Annotated in this window: 24 protein-coding genes; 16 read left to right on the top strand and 8 right to left on the bottom strand. The window is 65.6% G+C overall.

What is annotated here, in order from left to right; genetic code table 11:
* From IB236_RS08605 to IB236_RS08550, 12 genes are all read left to right on the top strand, one after another.
* The gene (locus tag IB236_RS08605) at nucleotides 1–1,674 is read left to right on the top strand and encodes a hypothetical protein (RefSeq protein ID WP_192420118.1); all 1,674 of its coding nucleotides are present in this window, start codon (nucleotides 1–3) and stop codon (nucleotides 1,672–1,674) included.
* Between the two features lie 12 nt (nucleotides 1,675–1,686).
* On the top strand, nucleotides 1,687–3,594 hold the full coding sequence (locus IB236_RS08600) for a hypothetical protein (protein WP_192420116.1): 1,908 nt from the start codon (nucleotides 1,687–1,689) through the stop codon (nucleotides 3,592–3,594).
* Nucleotides 3,595–3,605: 11 nt separating this feature from the next.
* Nucleotides 3,606–4,769 carry a hypothetical protein gene (locus IB236_RS08595; protein ID WP_192420114.1) on the top strand — a complete coding sequence of 388 codons (1,164 nt, stop codon included), beginning with the start codon at nucleotides 3,606–3,608 and terminating at the stop codon, nucleotides 4,767–4,769.
* Nucleotides 4,770–5,020: 251 nt separating this feature from the next.
* Nucleotides 5,021–6,133, top strand: a complete 1,113-nt coding sequence (locus IB236_RS08590) for a hypothetical protein (protein WP_370539903.1) — start codon at nucleotides 5,021–5,023, stop codon at nucleotides 6,131–6,133.
* Nucleotides 6,130–6,564, top strand: a complete 435-nt coding sequence (locus tag IB236_RS08585) for a hypothetical protein (RefSeq protein ID WP_192420110.1) — start codon at nucleotides 6,130–6,132, stop codon at nucleotides 6,562–6,564. Before IB236_RS08590 ends, IB236_RS08585 begins: the two co-directional genes overlap by 4 nt.
* Before the next feature lie 9 nt (nucleotides 6,565–6,573).
* On the top strand, nucleotides 6,574–8,466 hold the full coding sequence (locus IB236_RS08580; RefSeq protein WP_192420109.1) for a hypothetical protein: 1,893 nt from the start codon (nucleotides 6,574–6,576) through the stop codon (nucleotides 8,464–8,466).
* A complete protein-coding gene (locus IB236_RS08575; RefSeq protein ID WP_192420107.1) occupies nucleotides 8,459–8,680 on the top strand; it encodes a hypothetical protein in 222 nt (73 codons plus the stop codon). The genes IB236_RS08580 and IB236_RS08575 overlap by 8 nt, the downstream gene beginning before the upstream one ends.
* Nucleotides 8,681–8,810: 130 nt before the next feature.
* On the top strand, nucleotides 8,811–9,113 hold the full coding sequence (locus IB236_RS24305; protein ID WP_225581036.1) for a Com family DNA-binding transcriptional regulator: 303 nt from the start codon (nucleotides 8,811–8,813) through the stop codon (nucleotides 9,111–9,113).
* Nucleotides 9,004–9,756 carry a DNA adenine methylase gene (locus IB236_RS08565; RefSeq protein ID WP_225581073.1) on the top strand — a complete coding sequence of 251 codons (753 nt, stop codon included), beginning with the start codon at nucleotides 9,004–9,006 and terminating at the stop codon, nucleotides 9,754–9,756. The genes IB236_RS24305 and IB236_RS08565 overlap by 110 nt, the downstream gene beginning before the upstream one ends.
* Nucleotides 9,757–9,820: 64 nt before the next feature.
* The gene (locus IB236_RS08560) at nucleotides 9,821–10,087 is read left to right on the top strand and encodes a hypothetical protein (protein WP_192420103.1); all 267 of its coding nucleotides are present in this window, start codon (nucleotides 9,821–9,823) and stop codon (nucleotides 10,085–10,087) included.
* Between the two features lie 290 nt (nucleotides 10,088–10,377).
* Nucleotides 10,378–10,707 (top strand): FeoA family protein, encoded by a 330-nt coding sequence (locus IB236_RS08555; RefSeq protein ID WP_192420573.1) that lies wholly within the window; start codon nucleotides 10,378–10,380, stop codon nucleotides 10,705–10,707.
* On the top strand, nucleotides 10,704–12,629 hold the full coding sequence (locus tag IB236_RS08550) for a ferrous iron transporter B (protein ID WP_192420101.1): 1,926 nt from the start codon (nucleotides 10,704–10,706) through the stop codon (nucleotides 12,627–12,629). The genes IB236_RS08555 and IB236_RS08550 overlap by 4 nt, the downstream gene beginning before the upstream one ends.
* A 325-nt stretch (nucleotides 12,630–12,954) precedes the next feature.
* Here the strand turns inward: IB236_RS08550 and IB236_RS08545 are convergent, their stop codons facing one another.
* The 3 genes from IB236_RS08545 to IB236_RS08535 are packed head-to-tail and all read right to left on the bottom strand — an operon-like array spanning nucleotide 12,955 to nucleotide 15,787.
* Nucleotides 12,955–13,635 (bottom strand): hypothetical protein, encoded by a 681-nt coding sequence (locus IB236_RS08545; RefSeq protein ID WP_192420099.1) that lies wholly within the window; start codon nucleotides 13,633–13,635, stop codon nucleotides 12,955–12,957.
* Nucleotides 13,636–13,643: 8 nt separating this feature from the next.
* On the bottom strand, nucleotides 13,644–14,573 hold the full coding sequence (gene argF, locus IB236_RS08540; RefSeq protein ID WP_192420096.1) for an ornithine carbamoyltransferase: 930 nt from the start codon (nucleotides 14,571–14,573) through the stop codon (nucleotides 13,644–13,646).
* 17 nt (nucleotides 14,574–14,590) lie between these two features.
* Entirely contained in the window at nucleotides 14,591–15,787 is a 1,197-nt protein-coding gene (locus tag IB236_RS08535) for an aspartate aminotransferase family protein (RefSeq protein WP_056748311.1), read from the bottom strand.
* A gap of 242 nt (nucleotides 15,788–16,029) precedes the next feature.
* On the opposite strand from IB236_RS08535, the gene IB236_RS08530 reads away from it, so the two are divergent.
* A complete protein-coding gene (locus tag IB236_RS08530; RefSeq protein WP_192420094.1) occupies nucleotides 16,030–16,356 on the top strand; it encodes a DUF3579 domain-containing protein in 327 nt (108 codons plus the stop codon).
* Nucleotides 16,357–16,605: 249 nt separating this feature from the next.
* On the opposite strand, the gene rpsT is transcribed toward IB236_RS08530, so the two are convergent.
* Complete coding sequence (gene rpsT / locus IB236_RS08525) at nucleotides 16,606–16,905, bottom strand: 30S ribosomal protein S20 (RefSeq protein WP_056066666.1); 300 nt, start codon at nucleotides 16,903–16,905, stop codon at nucleotides 16,606–16,608.
* Nucleotides 16,906–17,180: 275 nt separating this feature from the next.
* Here rpsT and murJ point away from each other — a divergent pair, with 275 nt between their 5' ends.
* A complete protein-coding gene (gene murJ, locus IB236_RS08520; RefSeq protein ID WP_056748309.1) occupies nucleotides 17,181–18,740 on the top strand; it encodes a murein biosynthesis integral membrane protein MurJ in 1,560 nt (519 codons plus the stop codon).
* A 91-nt stretch (nucleotides 18,741–18,831) separates the two neighbouring features.
* Entirely contained in the window at nucleotides 18,832–19,683 is an 852-nt protein-coding gene (locus IB236_RS08515; protein WP_056066673.1) for a SirB1 family protein, read from the top strand.
* Between the two features lie 27 nt (nucleotides 19,684–19,710).
* On the opposite strand, the gene IB236_RS08510 is transcribed toward IB236_RS08515, so the two are convergent.
* Both IB236_RS08510 and IB236_RS08505 read right to left on the bottom strand, forming a co-directional pair.
* Nucleotides 19,711–20,556, bottom strand: a complete 846-nt coding sequence (locus tag IB236_RS08510) for a plasmid replication/partition related protein (protein WP_192420092.1) — start codon at nucleotides 20,554–20,556, stop codon at nucleotides 19,711–19,713.
* Between the two features lie 96 nt (nucleotides 20,557–20,652).
* Nucleotides 20,653–21,693: a transporter gene (locus tag IB236_RS08505; RefSeq protein ID WP_192420090.1), complete on the bottom strand. Its 1,041-nt coding sequence runs from the start codon at nucleotides 21,691–21,693 to the stop codon at nucleotides 20,653–20,655.
* A gap of 149 nt (nucleotides 21,694–21,842) precedes the next feature.
* On the opposite strand from IB236_RS08505, the gene ppk2 reads away from it, so the two are divergent.
* Nucleotides 21,843–22,757, top strand: coding sequence for a polyphosphate kinase 2 (ppk2, locus tag IB236_RS08500; protein ID WP_192420088.1), 915 nt, complete (start codon nucleotides 21,843–21,845; stop codon nucleotides 22,755–22,757).
* Between the two features lie 31 nt (nucleotides 22,758–22,788).
* Here ppk2 and IB236_RS08495 read toward each other — a convergent pair whose 3' ends face one another.
* On the bottom strand, nucleotides 22,789–23,178 hold the full coding sequence (locus IB236_RS08495; protein WP_192420086.1) for a histidine kinase: 390 nt from the start codon (nucleotides 23,176–23,178) through the stop codon (nucleotides 22,789–22,791).
* Nucleotides 23,175–23,681, bottom strand: a complete 507-nt coding sequence (locus tag IB236_RS08490; protein WP_192420084.1) for a GAF domain-containing protein — start codon at nucleotides 23,679–23,681, stop codon at nucleotides 23,175–23,177. The genes IB236_RS08495 and IB236_RS08490 overlap by 4 nt, the downstream gene beginning before the upstream one ends.
* Nucleotides 23,682–23,740 lie beyond the last annotated feature (59 nt).

Here is a 23,740-nt window from a genome sequence, read left to right as displayed (position 1 = left end):
ATGACCATCCTTGAAGGCGACATCAAGCTGCTCGCGTCCCGCGTGATGGACGACGTGCCCGAGGGCGGCGGCGGCCCCACCGGCAACGTCATCCCCTACGGCGGCAGCAACCACATTTTCCGCGACATCACCGAGGCCGACCGGGCCGGTGGCAACGTGAGCATCATGCAGGTGCACGCGGCGGTGATGACCAACAACGCCGAGCCCTACATGGGGGCGAACTTCATCCTGTCCATGCCGCCCACCGACCCCAATGTGTCGGTGACCCTCGCCAAGTGCAACCTGTTCGCCCGCCGTACCGAGATCGCAGCGGCCATTGCCAACTACCTGATCAAAGCGTCCGAGTGGTCGGGCTACCTGCTGGAGAACCATGTCCTGGGCCAGCGCAACATCCAGCTCTTCCACCGGCCTGGCACGGCCACGCCGCCCATCGGTCGCACCCTGGTGTTGATCTACAACGAAGGCCTGGCGGGCGAGCGGGTCCAGTACGTGCGGGTGACCAAGGCCACCACCGAAACACGGGTGTTCACGTACAACAGCAACGGCACCTATGTGGACTTCCTGGGCTCGGTCACCCAGCTCGACCTGTCGGACAGCCTGCGTTTTGACTTTCCGGGGAGCCCACCCGACCGGGGCTTCGGCCGCACTGCAGGCAAGACCATGATCCGCGACACCACCGTGGCGGATGCGGCCGAGTACTACGGCGCCGGTCCCACCGTGGTGGCCGGAACCATCGGCGACACGAGCGTGAAGGTGGACAGCATCTACACCCAGCTCGTCCCCAACTCGCGCACCGAGACCTCGGCACTCGACCAACGCCCGGCCGCTGCGCGCTCCATCGTCCTGGCCGAAGCCCCACGCCGGGTGGAGATCGGGGTAGCGGCCCATACCCAGCGCATCAAGATCGGTCAGGAGAACCGGGGGTTCAATTACGTCTTCATGCTCAAGCCGCTGCCAGAGCCAGGCTCGGTCACGATCAGCTGGAGAGCGCTGGGCACCTGGTACGAGCTGCAGGACGATGGCGCAGGCGCCTTTACAGGCAGTGGCGCAGGCCAGCTCATCTACGGCACGGGCAGCGGCAGCATCACACTGCCCGTACTGCCCGATGCAGGCAGCGCGATCATCATCCAGTGGGGTGAGCGCGTGGGCTTCACCAACCGCAGCACCCAAGGCGCCGCCATCCGCGCCCCTGAATACTGCTGGACGCTGGAGCATGAAGGCGTTGTGCCTGGCTCTCCCGTGTTCACCTGGTTCAGCGCCGGAGTGCTTCGGACCGCCACCACGAACGCCGCAGGTGTCATCAGCGGCGACGCATCGGGCCTGATCGATTACCCCAGTGGGACGGTGCTGCTGCGCACCGTGCACCTGCCTGACGCGGGCGGGGAGATCAGCACCGCCTATGACACCGACCAGGTCGTCACAGAAATCCTCGCCCCCGGCGCCCCGGATGCCGGCGGCTTCGTCGCCCTGGCGCTGCAGCAGCAGCCAGCGGCCAACACCCTGCAGATCGAGTGGGCCACGGCCCGCGCCATCAGCAATACCAGCGGCGCCAGCCTGACCGCCACCAACGCCACCAAGACGGTCGACGTCACGTACACCATCCGCACGGTGCCGGAATACCGGGAGCCGCCCTCGACAAACGGGGTGTACGTGAACTGGCCTCGCAGCTCCTAAAAGGACCGCCCTATGACCATCGTATATGTCTCGCGGCCCTTCGCCGTTACCAAGTCCAACACCAACTCCAGCTCCCTGACCCAGGAGACTGGGCGCACGGCCGACGACAAGCTCGTGGTGGTGCACACAGTTACCGACGACGGCGCGGGCTCCTTCATCAACAGCCTGGGCACCGTCAACTACGCCGCCAAGGCCGTGAGCCTGCGCATGGTTCGCGCAGACCGCACCACCGAGGCCTATAAAAGCGACTTCGACGCCGCCAAAGAGTTTTCTGACACGGTGGGCGACGGCAACGGCACCAGCAACTCCAACAGCCGCAAGGGCGCGGAATACTCAACAGCGAGCGTGGGTGAGGAAGTGCTCGCGGGCTCCAGTGTGGTGGCCCGCTATCGCGTTGCACCAGCCGTGATCACCCACCGCACCGACGTGTTCCAGCCGGAGGCCATCGTCATTGATCTGTGCCCCTACACGTCCGATTCCATCGTGCCTGGCAGCGTGCAGTTCCTCTGGATGGGCCAGACCTATACCGACTTCGAGGGCGTGATCTATCGGGGCCGCACGGCTGGCAATCCCGGCATCGACTCGGGCCGCATGGACTATGCAGCGGGTACCGTGCGCATGACGGACTACGTGGTGGGGCCCAACCCCAACACGATCACGCTGCAAAGCCTGTGGACGCGGCGCAGCGCCTGGAAGACCGCCAGCATCTTCATGCGTACCCAGGCGGCTCCGATCAAGCCTACCGGCTTCGTGCTCACGCTCACCGACACGGCGGGCAACGCACTCACAGCCACGGGCGATCTCAACGGCAATTTGCAGGGCACCCACATGTGGGGGCACATCGACTACCTGACCGGCGTGGTCGAGCTGCAGTTCGGGGACTTCGTGCTGGACTCCAGTTTGACCGCTGCCCAGAAGGCAGAGTGGTGGTACGACGCGGCCGACGTGGGCACCGTGGAGGCGGGCAAGATCTGGCGGCCGTGGCCGGTGGACCCGACCACCCTGCGCTACAACAGCGTGGCCTATTTCTATCTGCCGCTGGATGCGGACATCGTGGGTCTTGATCCTGTGCGACTGCCGCCCGATGGCCGGGTGCCCAAGTACCGGGTGGGCTCCTATGTGGTGATCGGCCACACAGGCGTGGTGCCTGCCGCTGTTTACAGCGCAGGCCAGACCATCAACTGCGCCCGTGAGCGCCTCTCGCGCGTCTACCTGGTCGGCGCTGACGGCCAGCTCATCCGCACTGGCTACGGCCCCGATCTCAACGCGGGCACCATCGCCGTGACCGATGTGACCGGTTGGGTGCAGCCCGTGACGGTGAAGCACCGCATTGAGCAAATGGCGCGCGTGGCCGACGTGCAGATCGACGGCACGCTCAAGCTGACCAAGCAGCTCGCCCACAACTTCCCGGTGGGCTCCATCGTGTCGAGCGCTGTCATGGCGGGCAACCTGCGCGCCCGGGCCCTGCCGGTGTTTGACCAGCAGACCTGGGACGGCGTGAGCTGGGCCGACGTCACAGTGGGCAACCCCGCACCCGCCACCTACAACGACGGCGCGTTTCCTGTCGTGGTGACCAACGCGGGCGCCGTGACCGAGCGCTTTGCCCTGCGCGTGCTCACAGGGGGCACCGACGTCGAGGTGATCGGCGAGCACGTGGGCAACCTGGGCACCTTCAGCCGCAACACGGCCATCGCCCCGATCAACCCCATCAGCGGGGCGCCGTACTTCACGCTCGCGGCTGCGGGCTGGGGCGCGGGCTGGGTGCCCGGCAACACGCTGTTCCTGCCCACGGTGGGGGCGTATTTCCCGCTGGTGGCGATCCGGGCCACACAGCCGTCCGAGGCCATCGGTACCGACTACGCCTTTGAACTGACCGAGCGCGGCGATATCGACCGCGCGCCCACCAATCCCGTCATCTGACCAAGCCCACCATGATCTACACCTTCGACTCCGCCATGACGGGCGCTCCCGTCCTCTCTGGTTCCGCTGGCGCCCTGCGCGCGTTGGTAAAAGCCTGCCTGGTTGACGGTTTCGGTGCTGGCGCCGTGGCGACGCTCACCGTTGCAGCGGGCATCGCAACCGCCACCTTTGCGGCTGCGCATCCTTACCGCGTGGGCTCGGTGAGCCAGTTCGCAGGGGCAACGCCTGCAGGACTGAATGGGCAAAAGCGCATCCTCTCCATTACCACCAACGCCGTGACCTATGCCGCGCCTGGCATCGCAGACGGAGCGGCTACCGGCACCATCACCCACAAAGTGGCCGCAGCAGGCTGGCAGGAGCTGTTTGCGGGTGCGCTCGCCAACGTGCTGTGCGTCAAGCCCACCGTGCCCGAGGCCACCGGCTGCGTCCTGCGGGTGGATGACACCGGCACCATCAATGCCCGTGTGCGTGCCTACGAGAGCATGACCGACGTGTCGACCGGCGCCGGGCCTACTCCGCTGGAGAGCCAGCTCGCGGGCGGCCTGTACTGGCCCAAGAGCGGCACCGCAAACGCCACGGCGCGCCCCTGGTACATGGTGGCTGATGAGCGCGGGTTCTACCTGGCGTTGTCCCCCCAAGGCACCGACCGCTACACCCTGCTGTACGCGGGCGACATTGCCAGCCTTAAAAGCGGCGACGCCTACGGCTATCTGCTCACAGGCAACCAGGCTGACCAGACAGCACTGACCACGGTTCCCGATGGGTGCTGCGGCTGGTCACACCGCAGCGCCCGCTCCGGCGCGTACATGGTGAGGGCGCACACAGCGATTGGGCAGTCCCTCGCAATGCAGCGTCTGGGCGCTCACCACAACGGCTCTACGTCCGATGTCTATGCAGGCACTGCAGGGTATTCGCTGGGCACGTATCCCAACGGTCCCAACAACGGTCTGATGACGGGAGCGCTGGAGCTGCATGGCCTGGGCATCCGGGGCACGCTGCCCGGGCTGCTGCACCCCGTGCAAGACTGTGGCACTGCGTTTGCCACGGGCGCCATCGTGGATGGCACGGATGACCTGGCTGGGCGCCGCCTTCTTGCCGTCCGCGTGGCACCTCCCTCCGGGGCCGTTACCCCCGGCACGGTGTTCCTGGACATCACAGGCAACTGGAGCCGCTGATGGCTTCAGCACGGTATTGGAGACTGGTCGGCCTGCGGGCATTCGCAGGAGGAGCCCTGGAGCTGGGCGGACTGCATTGGCTGGTCGCGGGCTCCAGAGTGGACAGCAGCGCCACGATCACCTGCAGCCACGCCCCCGCCTCGGGGACACTTGCGGCCCTGCAGGACGCAGATGCAAGCACCCTGGTGCGCTTCAGTGCAAGTGCGGTGCGCTCGGGTGGGTTCTTCTTGTCATGGGACTTGGGCGCTGCTGTGACCGACCCATACCCACGCATCGCCGCTGCAGGCCTGGCTGAGTTCCTCGGGTGGGGCACGTTGCAATACTCGACCAACGGAACCACCTGGACCACCGACGTGAGCTTTGGGCGGGTCATCTATCCAGGCGCGGGGCAGTGGACTCCTGATGATCCGAAGCTCCGGGTGGACTCCCCCTCGGATTGGGATGCCGCGAGCAAAGGCGGCTCCGCCTCGATCACTGGTCGCGAAGCGCGGGTGTCGAGCAACTTTTCGGGGATTGTCCGTACCAATTCGCCGCGCTCCAGCGGACGGCGCGTCTTTGGTTTGAGGCTGAGTGTGGTCAATCCTCCGCAGACCTTCTTTGGAGGGCTGGCCGCCCTGAGCGGCTGGGGTTCCTACAACGTCGGCAAGCATTGGCTGATGTACGGTGCCGACAACAATTTCTACTACTACCCAACCGGAACGATCATTGCACTGAGCCCAGCGCCAGGCGCTCCCACGGTGGTGGGTGATACGGCGTACTTTGACGTGGACCTCGGCACCGGATACGTCGCCATCAAAAAGAACGCAGGTGCCTGGTCGGCTCCGGTCCTTTTGCCGAACTTTGTACTCGGTGCCGACTACATCATTGACCTCTTGTCGCCAAGCACATCCGGTGCCCAGGCCGGGGCTGTCTTGCTCACCACGGCAGCAGAGCTGGGGTCTGCAATCCCATCAGGAGCGACCGCTTGGGATTTGGAGCTGGGCACGAATCTGTTCGCCGAGTCGGTCTTTACGGCATCGGCACCGCGCTCGCTGCTGTCGGCCGCCAGCTCGCCGGTACCGGCAAGCGTCACAACGCGGTCGCGGGTGCAACTGGCACGCGATGCGGAGTTTGGCGGCGCTGGACGCATCTGGGGCACCACCAAGACCAAGGGCGCGCCCAATACTCCCACCAAGGCCCGCGTGGTGCTGCATCACCAGCGCAGCAAACTGCCGGTGCGCGAGACCTGGAGCGATCCAGTGACGGGTGTTTTTGAGTTCACCGGCATTGATACGAGCCAGCAGTTTCTGACGCTGGCCGAAGACGCGGCGGGCAACTTCCGGCCCGTGGCGGCCAACAAGCTCACGCCCGAGGTGCTGCCATGAGCGGCACCTTCCGGGTTGGCCCCGTGTTGTCCCTGGCCCAGCTGGAGGCCGTCATCGCTACGGCGGACATTGGCCCCGGCCCCAGCAAGATTCAGCTTTACACCACCGCTCGGCACGCGGACCTGGATGGCGCGGCAGGCGACTTACCGCAAGCCGAGGTGGTGCTGGCCGTGCCTTGCGCCTCCATCGTGGGTGGTGCCCTGGTGCTGCATGTGGCGAACCCCGATGGCACCCTGGTGCTGGCGACGGGGTTACCGCGCTGGGCGCTGTGGGTCAATGGCGCGGGCGCCATCGTGGCTGAGGGCAGCGTGACGGACGAGGCCAATGGCGGCGACTTCTGGGTGGCTGGGGGCGTAACGCCACCTGGTGAGACCAGCCCGCTGCTGCAGGCCGGTGGCCTGGTGCTCCTGGGCGCCACCTCGCTCACTTAAGGCCAGGCCGTGGCAAGCACCGATCTGCTCTTTGGTCAGCTCCCGAACCCCTCGGGCGGCCCTGTCGAGATCGTCTTTGGCGACGACAGCGGCTTGCCACCTGGTGCGGTCGAACTGCTGGCCAGCGGCACGATCACCGGGTTGCACGGGCGGATCGGCGTGCGCGTGGCGACCAGGCTGCGGGCGGCAGGCACCCTCACGGGCCTGCGCGGCCGGATCGGTGTGCGGTTCGATGTGAATGTGGAGCGGCCCCTCGCTGCCACCACGGTCAACGGCTGGCAGGATGCCCGGGCGGTGCACGCAAGCACCCAGGTGCGGTATGAGCAGGCCGAGCCCGTGCATGCAGCCGTTCAGGCCGTGTGGCAGGACGGCCGCACTGTGGGCGCCCCCCACCAGGCGCGCTGGCAGCAGGCACAGCCCCTGGCGGCTGTCGTGCGCCAGGTCATGCAGCAGGCGCAACGTCTGGGCAGCGCCCCAGCCCTGCAGCGGTTTGAAGAAGCCGAGCGCCTGCGCTCTGTCGCCCTGCAGGGCATGCAGCAGGCACAGCCACTGGCTGCAGCCCCGGTGCTGCAGCGGTTTGAAGACGCCACCCGCCTGCGCCACCTGGTGCGATCCCGCTTTGAAGAGGCTCAGGGCCGCCAAGCCGGAGTTCTCAGCGGCTTTGGCCGTGCGGTGCCGCTGTCACGGGTGTGGGCCTCGCGGTACGAGGAGGCCCGCAAGCCACTGCCAGGCCAAGCCAAGCCCGTGCAGCCGCCCATTGACGACCCGTGCTACGTGCCCAGCCTGCCTGCGCACCTGGTGTTTGAAGAGCTGTCCGACAGCAGCCAGCCTGTGGGCCTGGTGTTCGTGTGCGAGCGCCATGGGCCGGGGCCGCAGCCAGGCGAAACCATCGTTGTTCCAGTTCGGAGGACCTACATCGTGATCAACAACATCACCCTGCACCGGGTGGACACAGGCGCCGAGCTGCGCGCCTACAGCTTCAGCATGTCGCTGGACCACCAGTCCTGGACCTGGTCCTGGACGGCAACGCTGCACAGCGATGCGGCAAACCACCTGGGTCGTGACAGCGCGGGCGATCCGGCCGAGCTGGCGGTGTTCGTCAATGGGGTGGAGTTCCGCCTGCGGCTGGAAGCGAAGTCGCGGGACCGGCGTTTCAGCCCCACGCGCTGGGCAGTTTCTGGCAAGGGCAAGGCATCGGTGCTGGGCTCGGCCGACGCTCCCAAGCAGTCTTTTCGCAACTTGGTGGACCGCACGGCCCAGCAGCTCATGGCCGACGTGCTCACCGTCAATGGCGTGCCCATGGGCTGGACGGTGGATTGGGGCCTGGAAGATTGGCTGGTGCCCGCTGGAGCCTGGGCAATCCAGGGCAACTACATCGACGCCATCAACGACATCGCAGGGGCCGCAGGCGGCTATGTGCAGCCCCACAACACGGCCGCCACGCTGCGGGTGTTGCCCCGCTATCCGCTGGCTCCCTGGTACTGGAACAGCGTCACACCCGACTTTGAGATTCCCGCCGATGCGGCCGAGGTCGAGGGCACCGAGTACATCGACAAGCCCGCCTACAACCGCGTGTTCCTGGGCGGCATCGGCGCGGGGGTGTTTGGTCCGTTCACACGGGCGGGCACAGCGGGCAACGTGATCGCCCCCCAGGTGAATCACGCCCTGATCACCCACCCGGACGCCCATCGCCAGCGCGGTATTGCCGAGCTGTCGGACACCGGCAAGCAAGAGCGCATCACGCTCAACATGCAGGTGCTGCCGGAGACCGGCGTGATCGTGCCGGGCAAGTTCATCCGCTACCTGGGTGACACCCCGGTGATGGGCATCGTGCGCAGCACGTCCATCGACTGGAACCGCCCGCGCCTGCGCCAAACGCTGGAGATCGAAACCCATGCCTAACGCCTATCGGGAGTTCATGGCCTTGATGCCAGATCAGCCCCTGGAAGTGGGCGAGATCACATCCATCGCCGGGGGCGTGGCAATCATCACGCTGCCAGGCGGCGGGGTGCTTCAGGCCCGGGGTGAGGGCTCGGCAGGCCAGCGCGTGTTTGTGCGGGCTGGCCTGATTGAAGGAGGTGCACCGACGCTGACGTATGTGTCGGCCGAGGGGTAGCAAAAAAAGACAGGGCGAGTGCAAGGGGTGCGCTAACACCCCCGGCAAACGCCTCCGCCGTGAGTAAGCACGGCATCGACCAAAGACCCTGCCACCTAGCTAGGCGGGGCTGATCATAGGTGATGCCGATATGCAGGAAGTGAGATGTGGACGGTGCCAGAAACTGCTGGCCCGAGCCGATGGGATCGTAGAGATCAAGTGCCCGCGCTGCGGGTGCCTGAACCACTGGAGAGCCAGCCCCGCTGATCGCAGCGGGCAGAGCCCCCAACCAGAGCGCCACGAGCGTCACAAAGCAATGTGCAATGACGACGCAAAAAAGCCCTTTGGCATGGCTGGGCGGCAAGAGCCGCTTGGCAGACCGGATCATCGAGAAGATGCCGGTTCACCAGACCTACTGCGAGGTGTTCGCAGGCGCGGCCTGGGTGCTCTTTAAAAAGCCGGAAAGCAAGGTCGAGATCATCAACGACATCAATTCGGACCTCACCAACCTGTACCGGTGCGTGAAGTTCCACCTGGCCGAGCTGGTCACTCAGTTCCGCTGGATGCTGGTGTCGCGTGACGAGTTCGACCGCTTCCTCAAAACGCCCGCCGACACCCTCACGGACATCCAGCGGGCGGCCCGGTTCTTCTACCTGGCGAAGTCCAGCTTTGGCGCCCGGATCGTGAAGCCGACCTACGGCATCTCGGCGACCGGCGCGCCTCGGTTGAATCTGCTGCGGATCGAGGAGGACCTGAGCGAAGCCCATCTGCGCTTGGCGCGGGTGTTCATTGAGAACAAGCCCTACGACCAGGTCATCCAGCGTTTTGACAAGCCGGGGACGTTTTTCTATGTGGACCCGCCTTACTGGGACTGCGAGAAGGACTACGGCGAGGGGTTGTTCAGCAAGGATGATTTTGGGCGCCTGGCGGCCCTCTTGGGGGCCGTGAAGGGCAAGTTCATCCTGAGCCTGAATGACACCCCCGGGGTGCGAGAGACCTTTGCGGACTTCCGCATTGAGGCAGTGAAGACCCGGTACAGCATCAGCGGCAGCAGCAAGCAGGAGGCGGCCGAGGTGTTGATAAGCAACTTCCGGTAGTACCCTAGACTGCTTGGAGGTGATCGCCATAACGACCTCCGTTTACTAAAGATTGGGAGCACACATGAACTTCGTCATATCCGACTTGAAGCTCAAATTTGACAAACCAGAGAACACCCTAGACAGAGTTGAAGAACTCGCCGGGATGCTGTTTGAGAAATTTGCACCCTCCCAGGCAAAGCGTGAAGTCGTCATCGAGAGAATGAACCCAGAGTTCCTGGTGTTTTTGGTTCGTTTTGAGGGTCTCCCTCATGTAAAGCCGGAAGAGATCGCGCTCTGGTTAGGCGACCATGGCTTTGAGCGTTTCGAGATCAATGCTCCATTCCGATAAGAAGTGCTTGCCAACGCTCGTTGGCGCCTGCGTCAATAGAGCGACGCGCCATTCCTCTGAGTGCCTTTTCTTCGTCTGGCAATGGGTTTTGGCCTAATCTCCGTGCCAAAGGCGACGTAAATTAGCGCCAAAACGGGCGTAAATCAGTGCCAAAGCGCGCGGCGCGCCATTAGCGGGGACTGCGGCTTGCGCTGCGTCAAGGAGAGAGTGAGACGGCAACCAGCACGATGCAGATATTGGTAGAATGAGAATCACTATTATTTGTATCGAGGCCAGTCACCATGAAAACCATGGACGATGGCGCTGCGGCGCGGTTGCATCTTCCTACGCAGCAGAACCTGTCCTCGCGGCTGGACCAATTGCCGCGCCGTGCCTCGGGCCGGGTCACGGGCCTGTTGCCCGCACAGGACGCGCAAGAGCACAGCATGCTGCTGCGCTTGCTGGAGATTGGCTTCCTGCCCGGTGAAACCGTGCAGGTGGTCGCACGCGGCGGTTGGGGCGGCGACCCCATCGCGGTGCGGGTGGGGCAGGCCACGTTTGCGCTGCGTCGCCAGGAGGCCTCCATGGTGCAGGTGCAGCCGCTGGATGAAGCCACCCTGTCCGACAAGGAGGTGGCATGAGCGCCCAGGCTACTGTGCAGCCCACCGCCGCCGATGCGCCCCTGCGCGTGGCGCTGCTGGGCAACCCCAACTGCGGCAAGACCGCGCTGTTCAACCTGCTCACGGGCGCGCGCCAGAAGGTGGCCAACTACGCGGGCGTGACGGTGGAGCGCAAGGAAGGCCTGCTGCAGACCGCCGCCGGCCGCCGCGTGCGCGTGCTGGACCTGCCGGGCGCCTACAGCCTGCACGCACACAGCGTGGACGAGGCCATCACCCGCGACATCGTGCGCGGGCGCCGCGCCGGCGAGCCCGTGCCCGATGTGCTGGTGTGCGTGACCGATGCCACCCACCTGCGCCTGAACCTGCGCCTGGTGCTGGAGGCGCGCGCCCTGGGCCTGCCCATGGTGCTGGTGCTCAACATGATGGACGTGGCCGAGCGCCAGGGCATCGCCATTGACCGCGAGGCGTTGTCGCGCGAGCTGGGCATGCCTGTGCTGGCCACCGTGGGCGTGCGCGGCAACGGCGCCCAGGAGCTGGTGCAGTGGCTGGATGGCGCCAATCTGCAGCAGCTGCAGCGCCCGGTGGTGGCGCCCGATGCGGCGGCGCGCCTGGATGCGAGCGACCTGGAGGCGCAGAACGACGTGATCCGCACGCACCAGGAGGTGCGGAGCATTCTGGACCGGGCCGTGCGCGTGCCGGTGGTCAGCCTGCGGACTGACGACCGCATCGATGCGGTGGTGCTGCACCCGGTGTGGGGCCTGCTGATCCTGGCCGCCACGCTGTTCCTGATGTTCCAGGCGGTGTTCAGCTGGGCCGAGCTGCCCAAGTCGTGGATTGAAGATGGCGTGGGCGGGCTGGCAGCCCTGGTCAACGGCCACATGGCCGACGGCCCCTTGCGCAGCCTGCTGACCGACGGGGTGCTGGCGGGTGCGGGCGGGGTGCTGGTGTTTTTGCCGCAGATCCTGTTCCTGTTCCTGTTCATCCTGGCGCTGGAGGACTCGGGCTACCTTCCGCGCGCGGCGTTCTTGCTGGACCGCGTGATGGGCACGGTGGGCCTGTCGGGCCGCTCGTTCATCCCGCTGCTGTCGAGCTTTGCCTGCGCCGTGCCGGGCGTGATGGCCACGCGCTCGATCACCCACTGGCGTGACCGGCTGGTGACCATCATGATCGCGCCGCTCATGACCTGCTCGGCGCGCTTGCCGGTGTATGCGCTGCTGATTGCAGCCTTCATTCCCGAGCGCACGGTGGCGGGGGTGTTCAACCTGCAGGGTGTGGTGCTGTTCGCCCTGTATGTGGCGGGCATCGTCAGCGCCATGGCCGTGGCGGCGGTGGCCAAGCTGGCCCGCAGCGATACACGGGCCACGCCGCTGATGATGGAACTGCCCGCCTACCGCTGGCCCAGCGTGCGGGGCCTGGCCTACGGCTTGTACGAGCGGGCGGTGATTTTCATCAAACGGGTGGGCGGCATCATCCTGGCCGTCACCGTGTTGTTGTGGTTCCTGTCCACCTACCCCGGCGCGCCAGAAGGCGCCATACAGCCCGCCATCACTTACAGCCTGGCCGGCCAGTTGGGTCGCCTGCTGGAGGTCATCGTCGCGCCCATCGGCTTCAACTGGCAGATTGCCATCGCGCTGGTGCCCGGCATGGCGGCGCGCGAGGTCGCGGTGAGCGCACTGGGCACGGTGTACGCGCTGTCTGCCACGGGCGACGAGGTGGCCAGCCAGCTGGGGTCGCTGATTGCGGGCTCGTGGTCGCTGGCTACCGCGCTGTCGTTGATGGCCTGGTATGTGTTTGCGCCCCAGTGCATCTCCACCATTGCCGCCGTGCGCCGTGAGACCAATGGCTGGCGCTACCCGCTGCTCATGGTGGGGTACCTGTTTGCCATGGCGTATGCGGCCAGCTTTGTGACCTACCGCGTGGCGCTGGCGCTGGGCGGCGGCTGAAGGGAAACGTTGTGATGGTCCAGCAACTCGTCGTCGGTCTGATCGTCCTGGCCGCAGCGCTCTATGTGCTCTGGCGGTATCTGCCCGGGCGCTGGCGCCGGGGGTTGGGCAAGGTCCACCCGGGGCTCGTCCAGTCGCCGGGCTGTGGGGGAGGCGATGGTGGGTGCAGCAGCTGCGGCAGTTGCGCGGCGCCGTCCGCGGCGGCCGCTGAAAAGCCCGTGGCCATGCCCGTCCGTCGCGGGCCTGCTTCTCAGTAGTTGCTATATTTTATATAGCTGCTAGCGCTTGTTTCACTAGCGCTACAAGCCGTTTTGACTCAAATTGTCTACTGGTACAGCTGGCCTTGGCCCAGCGCGCTCAACGCCTGCTGCAGGTTGGCGCGCGCCTGGGCCTCGTAGCGCTGCGCAAAGTAGGCTGTGCCATAGATGTGCGGGCGGTCCAGAAAGCCTCGCAGCACTGCGCTGCGCCCCGCCACATAACGCGGCCAGCGCACAAAGAAGTATTCACGCCGCACGTTGCCTTCGAACTGTCGGTACACCGCGTCACTCTGGCCCAGGATGGCGAGGTCGATGTCCACCACCCACAGCGCATCGCCGGTGAGCGCGCCCGGGGTGTGGCGGGTGTCCATCACATGCTGGTGCACGGTTTCGGCCAGCGTGGTGGGTAGCCCTTGGCCCACCAGGAACTGTTGCGCCCAGTCGGCACTGCGCGCCTCGTTGTGCCCACTCCACGGCCAGTAGATGGCGTCGTGGTACCACAGGGCGAGGGCCGCAGCATGGGGGTTGTGAAGCGCTCCGGGCTGCTGGTCTTGCACTGCCTGGAGGTGCCGCAGGCAGGCCCGCAGATGCGTGGTGTCGTGGTAGGCGCGGGGCCAGCGTGCCCAGCTGCGCAGCAGGCGCCTGCCCTCGGCCCGCCAGGCGGGCGTGTCGCACCCCAGCGCTTGGCCCAGGGCCTGCCAGTGCGCCAGCAATTCGGCGCTGTGAGCGGGCTGGCGGCGCCAGGGCATGGGGGCTTTTAGGCCAGTTTGCCCAGCAGCAGGTACTCCATGAGTGCCTTCTGCACGTGCATCCTGTTCTCTGCCTCATCCCACACCACCGACTGCGGCCCGTCGATCACGTCGGCCTCGACCTCTTCGCCCCGGTGCGCGGGCAGGCAGTGCATGAAGAGGGCGTCGGGCTGGGCCGCAGCCATCATTTCGTTGTCCACGCACCAGTCGGCAAAGGCCTTCTTGCGCGCTTCGTTCTCGGCTTCGTAGCCCATGCTGGTCCACACGTCGGTGGTGACCAGGTCGGCGCCCCGGCAAGCTTCCATGGGGTTGCTGAAGAATTGATAGCTGTCAGCGCTGATTCCATGGGCACCAGCGGCCAGTTTCTCGTCCACTTCGTAGCCGCGCGGGGTGCTCACATGCACCTTGAAGCCCAGCAGCGACGCCGCCTGCAGCCAGGTGTTGGCCATGTTGTTGCCGTCGCCCACCCAGGCCACCGTCTTGCCCTGGATGGAGCCCCGGTGCTCGATGTAGGTGAAGATGTCCGCCAGGATCTGGCAGGGGTGGTATTCGTTGGTCAGACCGTTGATGACGGGCACGCGCGAGTTGGCGGCAAAACGCTCGATCTTGGCCTGCTCATACGTGCGGATCATCACCAGGTCGGTCATGCGGCTGATGACCTTGGCGCTGTCCTCGATGGGTTCGGCGCGGCCCAGCTGGCTGTCGCCCGTGGTCAGGTGCACCACACTGCCGCCGAGCTGGTACATGCCCGCCTCAAAGCTCACGCGCGTGCGGGTGCTGGCCTTCTCGAAGATCATGGCCAGCGTGCGGTCCACCAGCGGGTGGTGCTTTTCGTAGGCCTTGAACTTCTTCTTGATGAGCGCGGCGCGCTCGAACAGATAGGCGTATTCGTCGGCGGAGAGGTCGGTGAACTGCAGGTAATGTTTCAGCGTCGTCATGGCAGTGGGGCTATTCTTCATTCAGCCAGGATGGCTTTGACCAGCGGGGTCAGCTTGGCGACGATTTCGTCGGCTTCGGCGGTGGTGAGGATCAGCGGCGGCACCAGGCGGATCACGCTGTCGGCCGTGACCGACAGCAAGAGGCCTGCCTCGGCCGCGCGGCCGATCAGGGCGCCGCAGGGCTTGTTCAGCTCGATGCCCAGCATCAGGCCCTGGCCCCGGATCTCCTTCACACCGGGCAGGCTGCCCAGCTCGCGCTGCAGTGCCGCCCTGAGGTGCTCACCCACCGTGGTGGCATTTTGCAGCAGGCCGTCTTCTTCCATGATGCGAATGGTTTCGACCCCGGCGCGCATGGCCAGCGGGTTGCCGCCAAAGGTGGTGCCGTGGTTGCCGGGCTGCAGCACGTTGGCGGCCTTGGGGCCGGCCACCACCGCGCCAATCGGCACGCCCGAGCCCAGGCCCTTGGCCAGGGGCATCACGTCGGGCACGATGCCTGCCCACTGGTGGGCAAACCACTTGCCGGTGCGGCCCATGCCGCACTGCACTTCGTCAATCATCATCAGCCAGCCGCGCTCGTCGCACAGCTTGCGCAACTGCTGCAGGTATTCCACGCGCATGGGGTTGATGCCGCCCTCGCCCTGGATGGTCTCAAAGAACACGGCCACCACATTGGGGTTGCCTTCGGTGGCTTGCTTGATGGCTTCGATGTCGTTGAGCGGCACGCGCACAAAACCCTCGACCAGCGGGCCGAAGCCACTGTAGATCTTGGGGTTGCCGGTGGCCGACATGGTGGCAATCGAACGGCCGTGGAAGGCCTTTTCGTAAACCACGATCTCGGGCTTGGCGATGCCCTTGTCCACGCCGAACTTGCGTGCAATCTTCAGGGCCGCCTCGTTGGCCTCCAGGCCCGAGTTGCAGAAGAACACGTTGGTCATGCCCGACAGCTCCACCAGCTTGGCGGCCAGCTGCTCCTGCAGGGGCGAGTGGTAGTAATTGGAGGTGTGGATCAGCTTGGTGATCTGGTCCTGCAGCGCGGGCACCAGCTTGGCATGGTTGTGGCCCAGCGTGTTCACGGCAATGCCGCCCAGGCCGTCCAGGTATTCCTTGCCGTTCACGTCCCACACGCGGCTGCCTTGCCCACGGGCCAGCGCGATCGGTACGCGGCCATAGGTGTTCATCACGTGGGGCGAAGCTGCCGGGATGGAAGCGGTCATGCGGAAATCTCCAGACGGTACGGTGGCGAAAAAGCGAGTCACGATTCTAGGGGGAGCAGGGGTGCGGTCTGTTGACGATTGCGCATCACTGCAATGCCGGGCTCTTACCCTCTTCGGGGTGCCTATGTGTAGCGCGCCGGAGGGATTAGGGAGCTAGCTCTTATATAAGAGTTAGAATGTCGCGTTGCGGTGCAACATGCAGTGATCCTGCGTCTGTGCCCTCACTACCACTCCAATCCCCGATGGTTTCCCCCTCCTCCAAAGAAGTCTTCATCCAGGGCATCACCCATGACGGGAAAACCTTTCGTCCCAGCGACTGGGCCGAGCGGCTGGCCGGGGTGATGAGCAGCTTTCGACCCGGTGGAGCCCGGCCAGGCAGCCATCTGAGCTATTCGCCCTGGTGCATTCCCACCACGCTCAACGGCGTGAAATGTGTGGTCGTACACCGCGACCTGCAGGGGCACGAGCCCATGGCCTGGGACTTCGTGATCAATTTCGCCCGCGACAACAACCTGCAGGTGGCCGAGGCCTGCCTGCTGCCCGACCCGCCTTCTTCCGCCAAGCCCTGACCGGCCACAGCCTGGCTCCCGGCGCTGCCTGCCGTGTCGGGCCCGAGGCGTCACTGCGCAGGGGCATGCCCGCCCGGCAGCCAGCGGGCACTCCCCATCCACCCTTTGATGCGCTACAGGCTGACTGGCGCAATTTTGAACCCCCAACGAAAAAACCGCCCGAAGGCGGTTTGTCCGTTTTTTGCTGGCAGCGCACCCGTTACAAACGGCGAACGACAGGTGCCGTTCGGGCTGTTTGCCTGAAGTGGGTCAGGCGGCCGTTGCCAGGGCTTTCACCTTGGCAGACAGACGGCTCTTGTCGCGAGCAGCCTTGTTCTTGTGGAAGATGCCCTTGTCAGCCACGGTGTCCACCACGGCTTGCATCTTGGCGAACAGTTCGGTCGCCTTGGTCTTGTCGCCAGCCAGAACAGCCTTTTCGACGTTCTTGACAGCGGTACGGTATTTGGAACGCAGCGAGGTGTTTGCAGCGTTGATCTTGACGTCCTGACGGACGCGCTTGCGGCCCGACGCCAGGCGCGGGTTCTTCTTCTTGGGTTTTGCGGATGCCATTGTTTAGTTCCTTGGGTCTGTGGATGATGCCAGCAAAGCCCGCGATTATAGCCCAGAGCAGTTCCTGTATCCACCCCTGTGCCCGAACCGGCGGAATGCCATTGCCAGCGCACCGGTGGCGCCTGGCTCTGTCAGCGCAACATGTGCATCGCCCTTGACGGCTGAGGGGCACGGCTTCGAGCCCGCCTGTGCAGGCTTGGACGGGTTGAAAAACCTGCCGCCTGTGGCAGCTGTACCCAGGCGCGAAGCGGCGCAGGGGGAATACACTCCCCGCGGTGTCACTGTTCAAAGCCGCCTCCACCGTCTCCCTCTTGACCCTCGTCTCCCGCATCACCGGGCTGGTGCGCGAGTTGCTCATGGCCTCCGTGTTCGGGGTCAGTGCCATGACGGACGCCTTCAATGTGGCGTTCCGCATTCCCAACCTGTTCCGCCGGGTGCTTGGCGAGGGCGCTTTCAGCCAGGCTTTTGTGCCGGTGCTGGCTGCCACCCGGGCCGAGGACGGCGACGAGGGCGCCCGGGTGCTGATCGACCACGTGGGCACCTTGCTGGCCTGGACGCTGGTGCTGCTGTGCATCGCGGGCGTGCTGGGTGCGCCCTGGATGGTGTGGGCCATGGCCAGTGGGCTTCAGCCCCAGGGGTTTGACGCCGCAGTCACGATGACCCGCTGGATGTTCCCCTACATCGGCTTCATGTCGCTGGTGGCGCTGGCGGGGGGCATTCTCAACACATGGAAGAAGTTTGCGGTGCCTGCAGCCTCGCCGGTGTTGCTCAACATTGCGCTCATCCTGTCCATCACGCTGGGCGCGCCCTTGTTCAAGCGCCATGGCATCGAGCCCATCTATGCGCAGGCGGCGGGCGTGATGCTGGGTGGTCTGCTGCAACTGGGCATCCAGGTGCCTGCGCTGCTGCGCCTGGGGCTGCTGCCCCGCATTGGCGTGCGCTGGTCCGCCATCCGCGCTGCGTGGGCGGACCCGACCACCCGCAAGGTGGCGCACCTGATGCTGCCCGCCTTGCTGGGGGTGAGCGTGGCGCAGGTTTCGCTGCTCATCAATACGCAGATTGCCTCGCACCTGGCCACCGGCAGCGTGAGTTGGATCACCTATGCCGACCGCCTGATGGAGCTGCCCACCGCCCTGTTGGGCGTGGCGCTGGGCGTGGTGCTGATGCCGCAGCTGGCCAGTGCCCGCGCCAAGCAGGATGACGAACGCTATTCGGCCATGCTCGACTGGGGGCTGCGGCTGGTGGTGGTGCTGTCGGTGCCCTGCATGGTGGCGCTGCTGGTGTTTGCCAAGCCTTTGGTGGCCGTGCTCTACCACTACGGCGCCTTTGCCGACCGGGACGTGCAGCAGACCACGCTGGCGCTGGCGGGCTACGGGGTTGGCATTGTGGGTATCGTGGCCATCAAGGTGCTGGCGCCGGGCTACTTTGCCAAGCACGACATGCGCACACCCATGCTGATTGCCGTGGCGGTGCTGGTGCTCACGCAGGTGATGAACTTTGTGCTGGTGCCCTATTTGCAGCATGCGGCGCTGACGCTGTCGATTGGCGTGGGGGCGGTCATCAACGCTACCTGGCTGCTGGTGGGGCTGCTGCGGCGCGGCAGCTACCGGCCCTTGCCCGGCTGGGGGCGGTTTGCCTTGCAGGTGGTGGCGGCCAGCGCCTTGCTGGCAGTGCTGCTGGCGTGGGGCGCCCAGCATTTCGACTGGGTGGAAATGAAGGCGCAGCGCCTGCAGCGCATTGGCCTGCTGGCCGCGATGATGGCTGCAGCCGCAGTGCTGTACTTTGGCGCCCTGTGGGCGGCCGGCCTGAAGCTGCGCCAGCTGCTGCGCCGCTGAATATCTGCGGCAGGCCTGGACCCCGAAATACCCCGCAAAGCCCGCGCTTCTGTGGCTTGACGCCATGGCGACGGCCCCGTACAAAGCTGCCATGTCCTTGAGCCTTTCCGTGCCCACCTCGCTGGAGTACTTTGCATCGCTGGTGCAGAGCGACGACCACTTTCCGCTGCTCGAAGCCGCCGCCAGCCTCGCGCAGGATGAATACCCCGAGTTCGACGTGCAGCAACTGCTGGGCGATGTGGACCAGCTGCAGGCCCGTATCAAGCGCCGCCTGCCTGCCGATGCGCCGGCGCTGCAGCGGCTGCGCACGCTCAACCAGTTCTTTTTTGCCGACCTGGGTTTTGGCGGCAACATCAACAACTACTACGACCCTGAGAACAGCTACCTCAACGCCGTGCTGCGCACGCGCCGGGGCATTCCCATCAGCCTGGCTGTGCTGTGGATGGAGTTGGCCCAGGGGCTGGGCCTGCATGCGCGGGGCATTGCGTTCCCGGGGCACTTCATGGTCAAGGTGCTGCTGCCCAAGGGCCAGGTGGTGCTGGACCCGATCTCGGGCCAGTCACTCAGCCGCGAGGAGCTGGCCGAGCGGCTGGAGCCCTACAAGCGCCGCAATGGTCTGGTGGACGATTACGACGTACCGCTCGGCTTGTATCTGCAGGCAGCCACACCGCGCGACATCATTGCGCGCATGCTACGCAACCTCAAGGAGGTGCACCGCACCCAGCAGGACTGGCAACGGCTGGTCGCCGTGCTGGACCGGTTGATCGTGTTGCTGCCCGAGGCCTGGGGCGAGCGCCGCGACCGGGGGCTGGCGCACGCCGAGCGAGGCAACACAGCCGAGGCGGTGGCCGACCTGGAGGCCTATCTGGCCCACAGCGAAGATGGGCTGGATCTCGACCTCATCGCCGACCGGCTGAGCGCGCTGCGCAACGCCAACGGCTGATGTCCGGCGCCTGACTCAAAAATAGTTTTAGAACGGCGTGCTGTCTGCAGGCAGCGCTGCCTGCAATTGCGCTACTTGACAGCGTAGCTCGGTGTTCTCCGCCGTCAGTTCCGCCACACGGATGCGCAGTGTGTGCAACTCGTCGCTGGCTGGAGCGGAGTCCGTGGGGGTGTCTGCCGGGCTACCTTCTGCCGGAGCCTCCTCGCGCGGCTTGCGCTTGTTGAGTTCGCGCACGCGTTTGGCCGCCTGCTTGAGTTCGTCCTTGCCGGCCACGGCCGCTGCCACCTGTTCCTCGGCGGGCAGAGTAGCCACAGCGGCTGCGGCGTTGATGGAGATGGTGCCGGACTTCACAGCGGCCACCAGCTCGGGGGCCGCCTGTTTCTGGATCTTTTCGATCATCACCACCTGGCTGCTGCTCAGCCGCGCAGCCTTGGCAATGGCCTCGCGGCTGTTCAACGGGTCGGGAGCGGGCAGGGCGGCTGCTGCCTCGGGCACGTCAGCCGTGGGGGTGGCTTCGGCGGTCTCTGTGGAGGTGGCTGCGCGGGCCTTGCGCTCGGCCATGATCTCGCGCTTGCGCAGGGCGAGCACGCCGCGCTGGAAATCCGACACGCTGCGGCGGCCCAGGTGCTGGTCGATCATCCACAGGTGCACGTCTTCCATCGACTGAAAGCGCGGGTTCTGCACGGTCTGGAACGGCAGGCCATGTTTTTGGCAGATGCCGTAGCGGTTGTGCCCGTCCACCAGCACATCGCCCCACAGCACCAGTGCGTCGCGGCAGCCTTCGGTGAGGATGCTGCGTTCCAGCGCGTCGTGTTCGTCGGGGGTCAAGGGTTCGATGTAGGCTTTGAGTTCTTCGTTGACGACGATGTTCATGGTGGCAGGGGGTCCGGGGAGCTGGGCAAGGGGCGGCATTGTAGTGGGGCTTGCCACCGGGCATGTCGGGCGATCACACCTGCCGCACGGTCCCACCTACTGATCGCGCGTGCCTCGCAGGGCCAGCCAGCCCGCAACCGCCGTGAAAGCCGCCACCACGGCCACGATGATCCAGAAGCCGTGGCCGTTGTCGGCCAGCGGCACCCCGCCCACGTTCATCCCAAACAGGCCGGCCAGAATGTTGATGGGCAGGGCCAGCACGGTCACCACCGTCAGCACGAACAGGCTGCGGCTGTTGGCCTCCTGCACGCTGGCGGCAATTTCTTCCTGCAGCAGCTTGATGCGCTCCTGCAGGCCCTGCATGTCGCGCAGCACCACAGAGAACTCTTCGGTCGAATCGCGCAGCTCCTGCGCATCGTCGGCGCCCATCCAGGCCGGCGGGTGCTGCAGCAGGCGGAACAGCGCCGCAGGCTCGGGCGCCAGCAGCCGCTGCAGCCGCACCAGCAAGCGCCGCAGCACACCCAGCCGTGCGCGCTTGTGGTCCAGGCGGCCGGCCAGTAGCGCGTCTTCCACATCGTCGATGCGCTGGGTCACGCCCCGCACGATGTCCACGAGGCCTGATGCCTGCGTGCGCATCAGTTCGGCCAGCAACGCCACGCTGGAGCACGGGGCGTTGCCGCTGCGCACCGTAGTACGCAGCGCATCCACCGACCGCAACGGGCGCGTGCGGCCGGTCACCATCAGGTGCGGCGCCACGCTGGTCCACAGGGTCGCAATGTCCGAAGGCTCGAACGCAAAATCAAAGTGTGCGTCGTTGAGCACGGCAATCAGTGTGTCGTCGTCGCGCTCGATGCGGGTCGATACCGAGCGGTCCTTCAGCGCATCAAAAAAGGCTTCCGGCAGATGGGCGTGCCGCTCCATCCAGCGCACGGCCTGCGCGTGGCTCAGGTTGAAGTGCAGCCACAGAAACTGCCCTGACGGCGCGGCGCCTGCCTGGAGGTCGGCCAGCCACTGCGCGGCCTGGGCCGAATCGACCTCCTGCGGCGGGGTGTCGGTACCCAGCAGGTAGCCGTAGATCAGCCCGGCGGCATCTCCGCCGTAGTTCAGGCTGGCGTTGGGGGCGAGGGGATTTGACAAAGCGGCGGAGTGGTCTGCTGTCGGCACGGCCTCGCATGCTGGCCTCTGGGCATGACAGCGTTGTGACAGATCACACCAGTGTCATGGCGCTGTCACTGCAGCGGTCCACCATCGCGCATCTGATTTGCACTACCGCCGGATGCTTGCCCATGTTCCACAACAACGCCCTCGACACACAGGAGCTGATGCAGCGCATCGCCAACGACCTCATTGACAGCTACGACGAAGAGATTGAGCTGGAGATCGAAGACCGCGAGGTCGATGACATCGGCGCCCCCAGCCCCGGCGACAAGCTGGCGCGCCAGCAATATTTCAAGGACTTGTTTCGCCTGCAGGGCGAGCTGGTCAAGCTGCAGGACTGGGTGCAGCACAGCCGCCAGAAGGTGGTGATCCTGTTCGAGGGGCGCGATGCGGCGGGCAAGGGGGGCGTCATCAAGCGCATCACGCAGCGCCTGAACCCCCGTGTGGCCCGGGTGGCGGCACTGCCCGCACCCAACGACCGAGAGCGCACGCAGTGGTACTTTCAGCGCTATGTAGCGCACCTGCCTGCGGCGGGCGAGATGGTGCTGTTTGACCGCAGCTGGTACAACCGCGCGGGCGTCGAGCGGGTGATGGGCTTTTGCACCGACGACGAATACGAAGAGTTCTTCCGCACCGTGCCCGAGTTTGAAAAGATGCTGGTGCGTTCGGGCATCACGCTGGTCAAATACTGGTTCTCCATCACCGATGAAGAGCAGCACCTGCGCTTTCTGGGCCGTATTCACGACCCGCTCAAGCAGTGGAAGCTCAGCCCCATGGATCTGGAAAGCCGCGTGCGCTGGGAGGCCTACACCAAGGCCAAGGAAACGATGCTGGAGCGCACCCACATCCCCGAAGCACCCTGGTGGGTGGTGCAGGCGGTGGACAAGAAAAAGGCGCGCTTGAACTGCATTGCGCACCTGCTGTCGCAGCTGCCCTACCAGGAGGTGTCACACCCGCCCGTGGTGCTGCCCGACCGCGTGCGCAACCCCGAATACCTGCGCCAGCCCGTGCCTGCCAGCATGTACGTGCCAGAGGTTTACTGAGGCCGCTGGATCCCTGCGCTCGCGGGCTTGGCTACGCGTCCTTCAGCAGTGCAATGGTGGCGATCACATCCCGCACCTTGAAGGGCTTGATCAGCACCCGCCGCACCTGCAGGGCCTTCATCTTCACGGCGGTGGAGGCATCGACCTGCGTGGTGGTCACCGCCACCGGCACATCGGCGCTGACGGCCAGTTCATCGTTGCGCACCTGCTCCAGCAAGGCGACTGCCTCCTGCTCCTGTTCGTCGAGCGAGACGATCACGCCCGCATAGTTCGCTTGGCTCAGCCGCTGCTGGGCCATGCGCACGCTGTTCACCTGCCGTACCACGGGCAGGTTCAGCTGGCGGGCCGTGGTCACGATGATGCTGCCGGTCAGCGAACTGGGTTCAACCAGCAGGATGTCCTGGGGACTGCGGTCGTTCATGGGGCAGCGTCTCCCTGCTCGCGGCGCACCAGTTCTTCCACTGCCAGATCGCGCAGCGATCCCAGGATGGCCAGGTCGATGTCGTCCAGGGTGCGCGGTTTGCTATCGATCAGGCACAGGGTGCCCACGTTGTGCCCATTGGGCAGCTTGAGCGGAGCGCCTGCATAAAACTGGATGTAGGGCTCCCCTGTGACCAGCGGGTTGCCGATGAAGCGCTCGTCCTGGTTCACATCGGGCACGACCATGATGTCGTCCTGCAGGATGGCGTGGCCGCAGAACGAGATGCTTCGCGGGGTCTCGCACGAATCCATGCCCACCCGCGACTTGAACCACTGGCGGTCGTCATCGATCAGCGAGAGCAGCGCCGTGGGCACATCGAACTCCTGCGCAGCAAAGGCCGTCAGGCGGTCAAATCGCTCTTCGGGCGGCGTGTCCAGAATCAGCAGCTGGCGCAGCGCCTGCAGGCGGTCGGGCTCGTTGGCGGGGCGGGGTGGTTCTTGCATGGTGGCGACCCGGCGGGTGGTGCGGCAAAGGGCTTCATTATCGGCGGGTACCGTGTCGC

Origin of the sequence: Acidovorax sp. ACV02 (assembly GCF_014851475.1) — a bacterium.
Classification (GTDB): domain Bacteria; phylum Pseudomonadota; class Gammaproteobacteria; order Burkholderiales; family Burkholderiaceae_C; genus Acidovorax; species Acidovorax delafieldii.
Note: the sequence above shows the minus strand (reverse complement) of the source record. Positions and strands in the feature narration are given on the sequence as shown.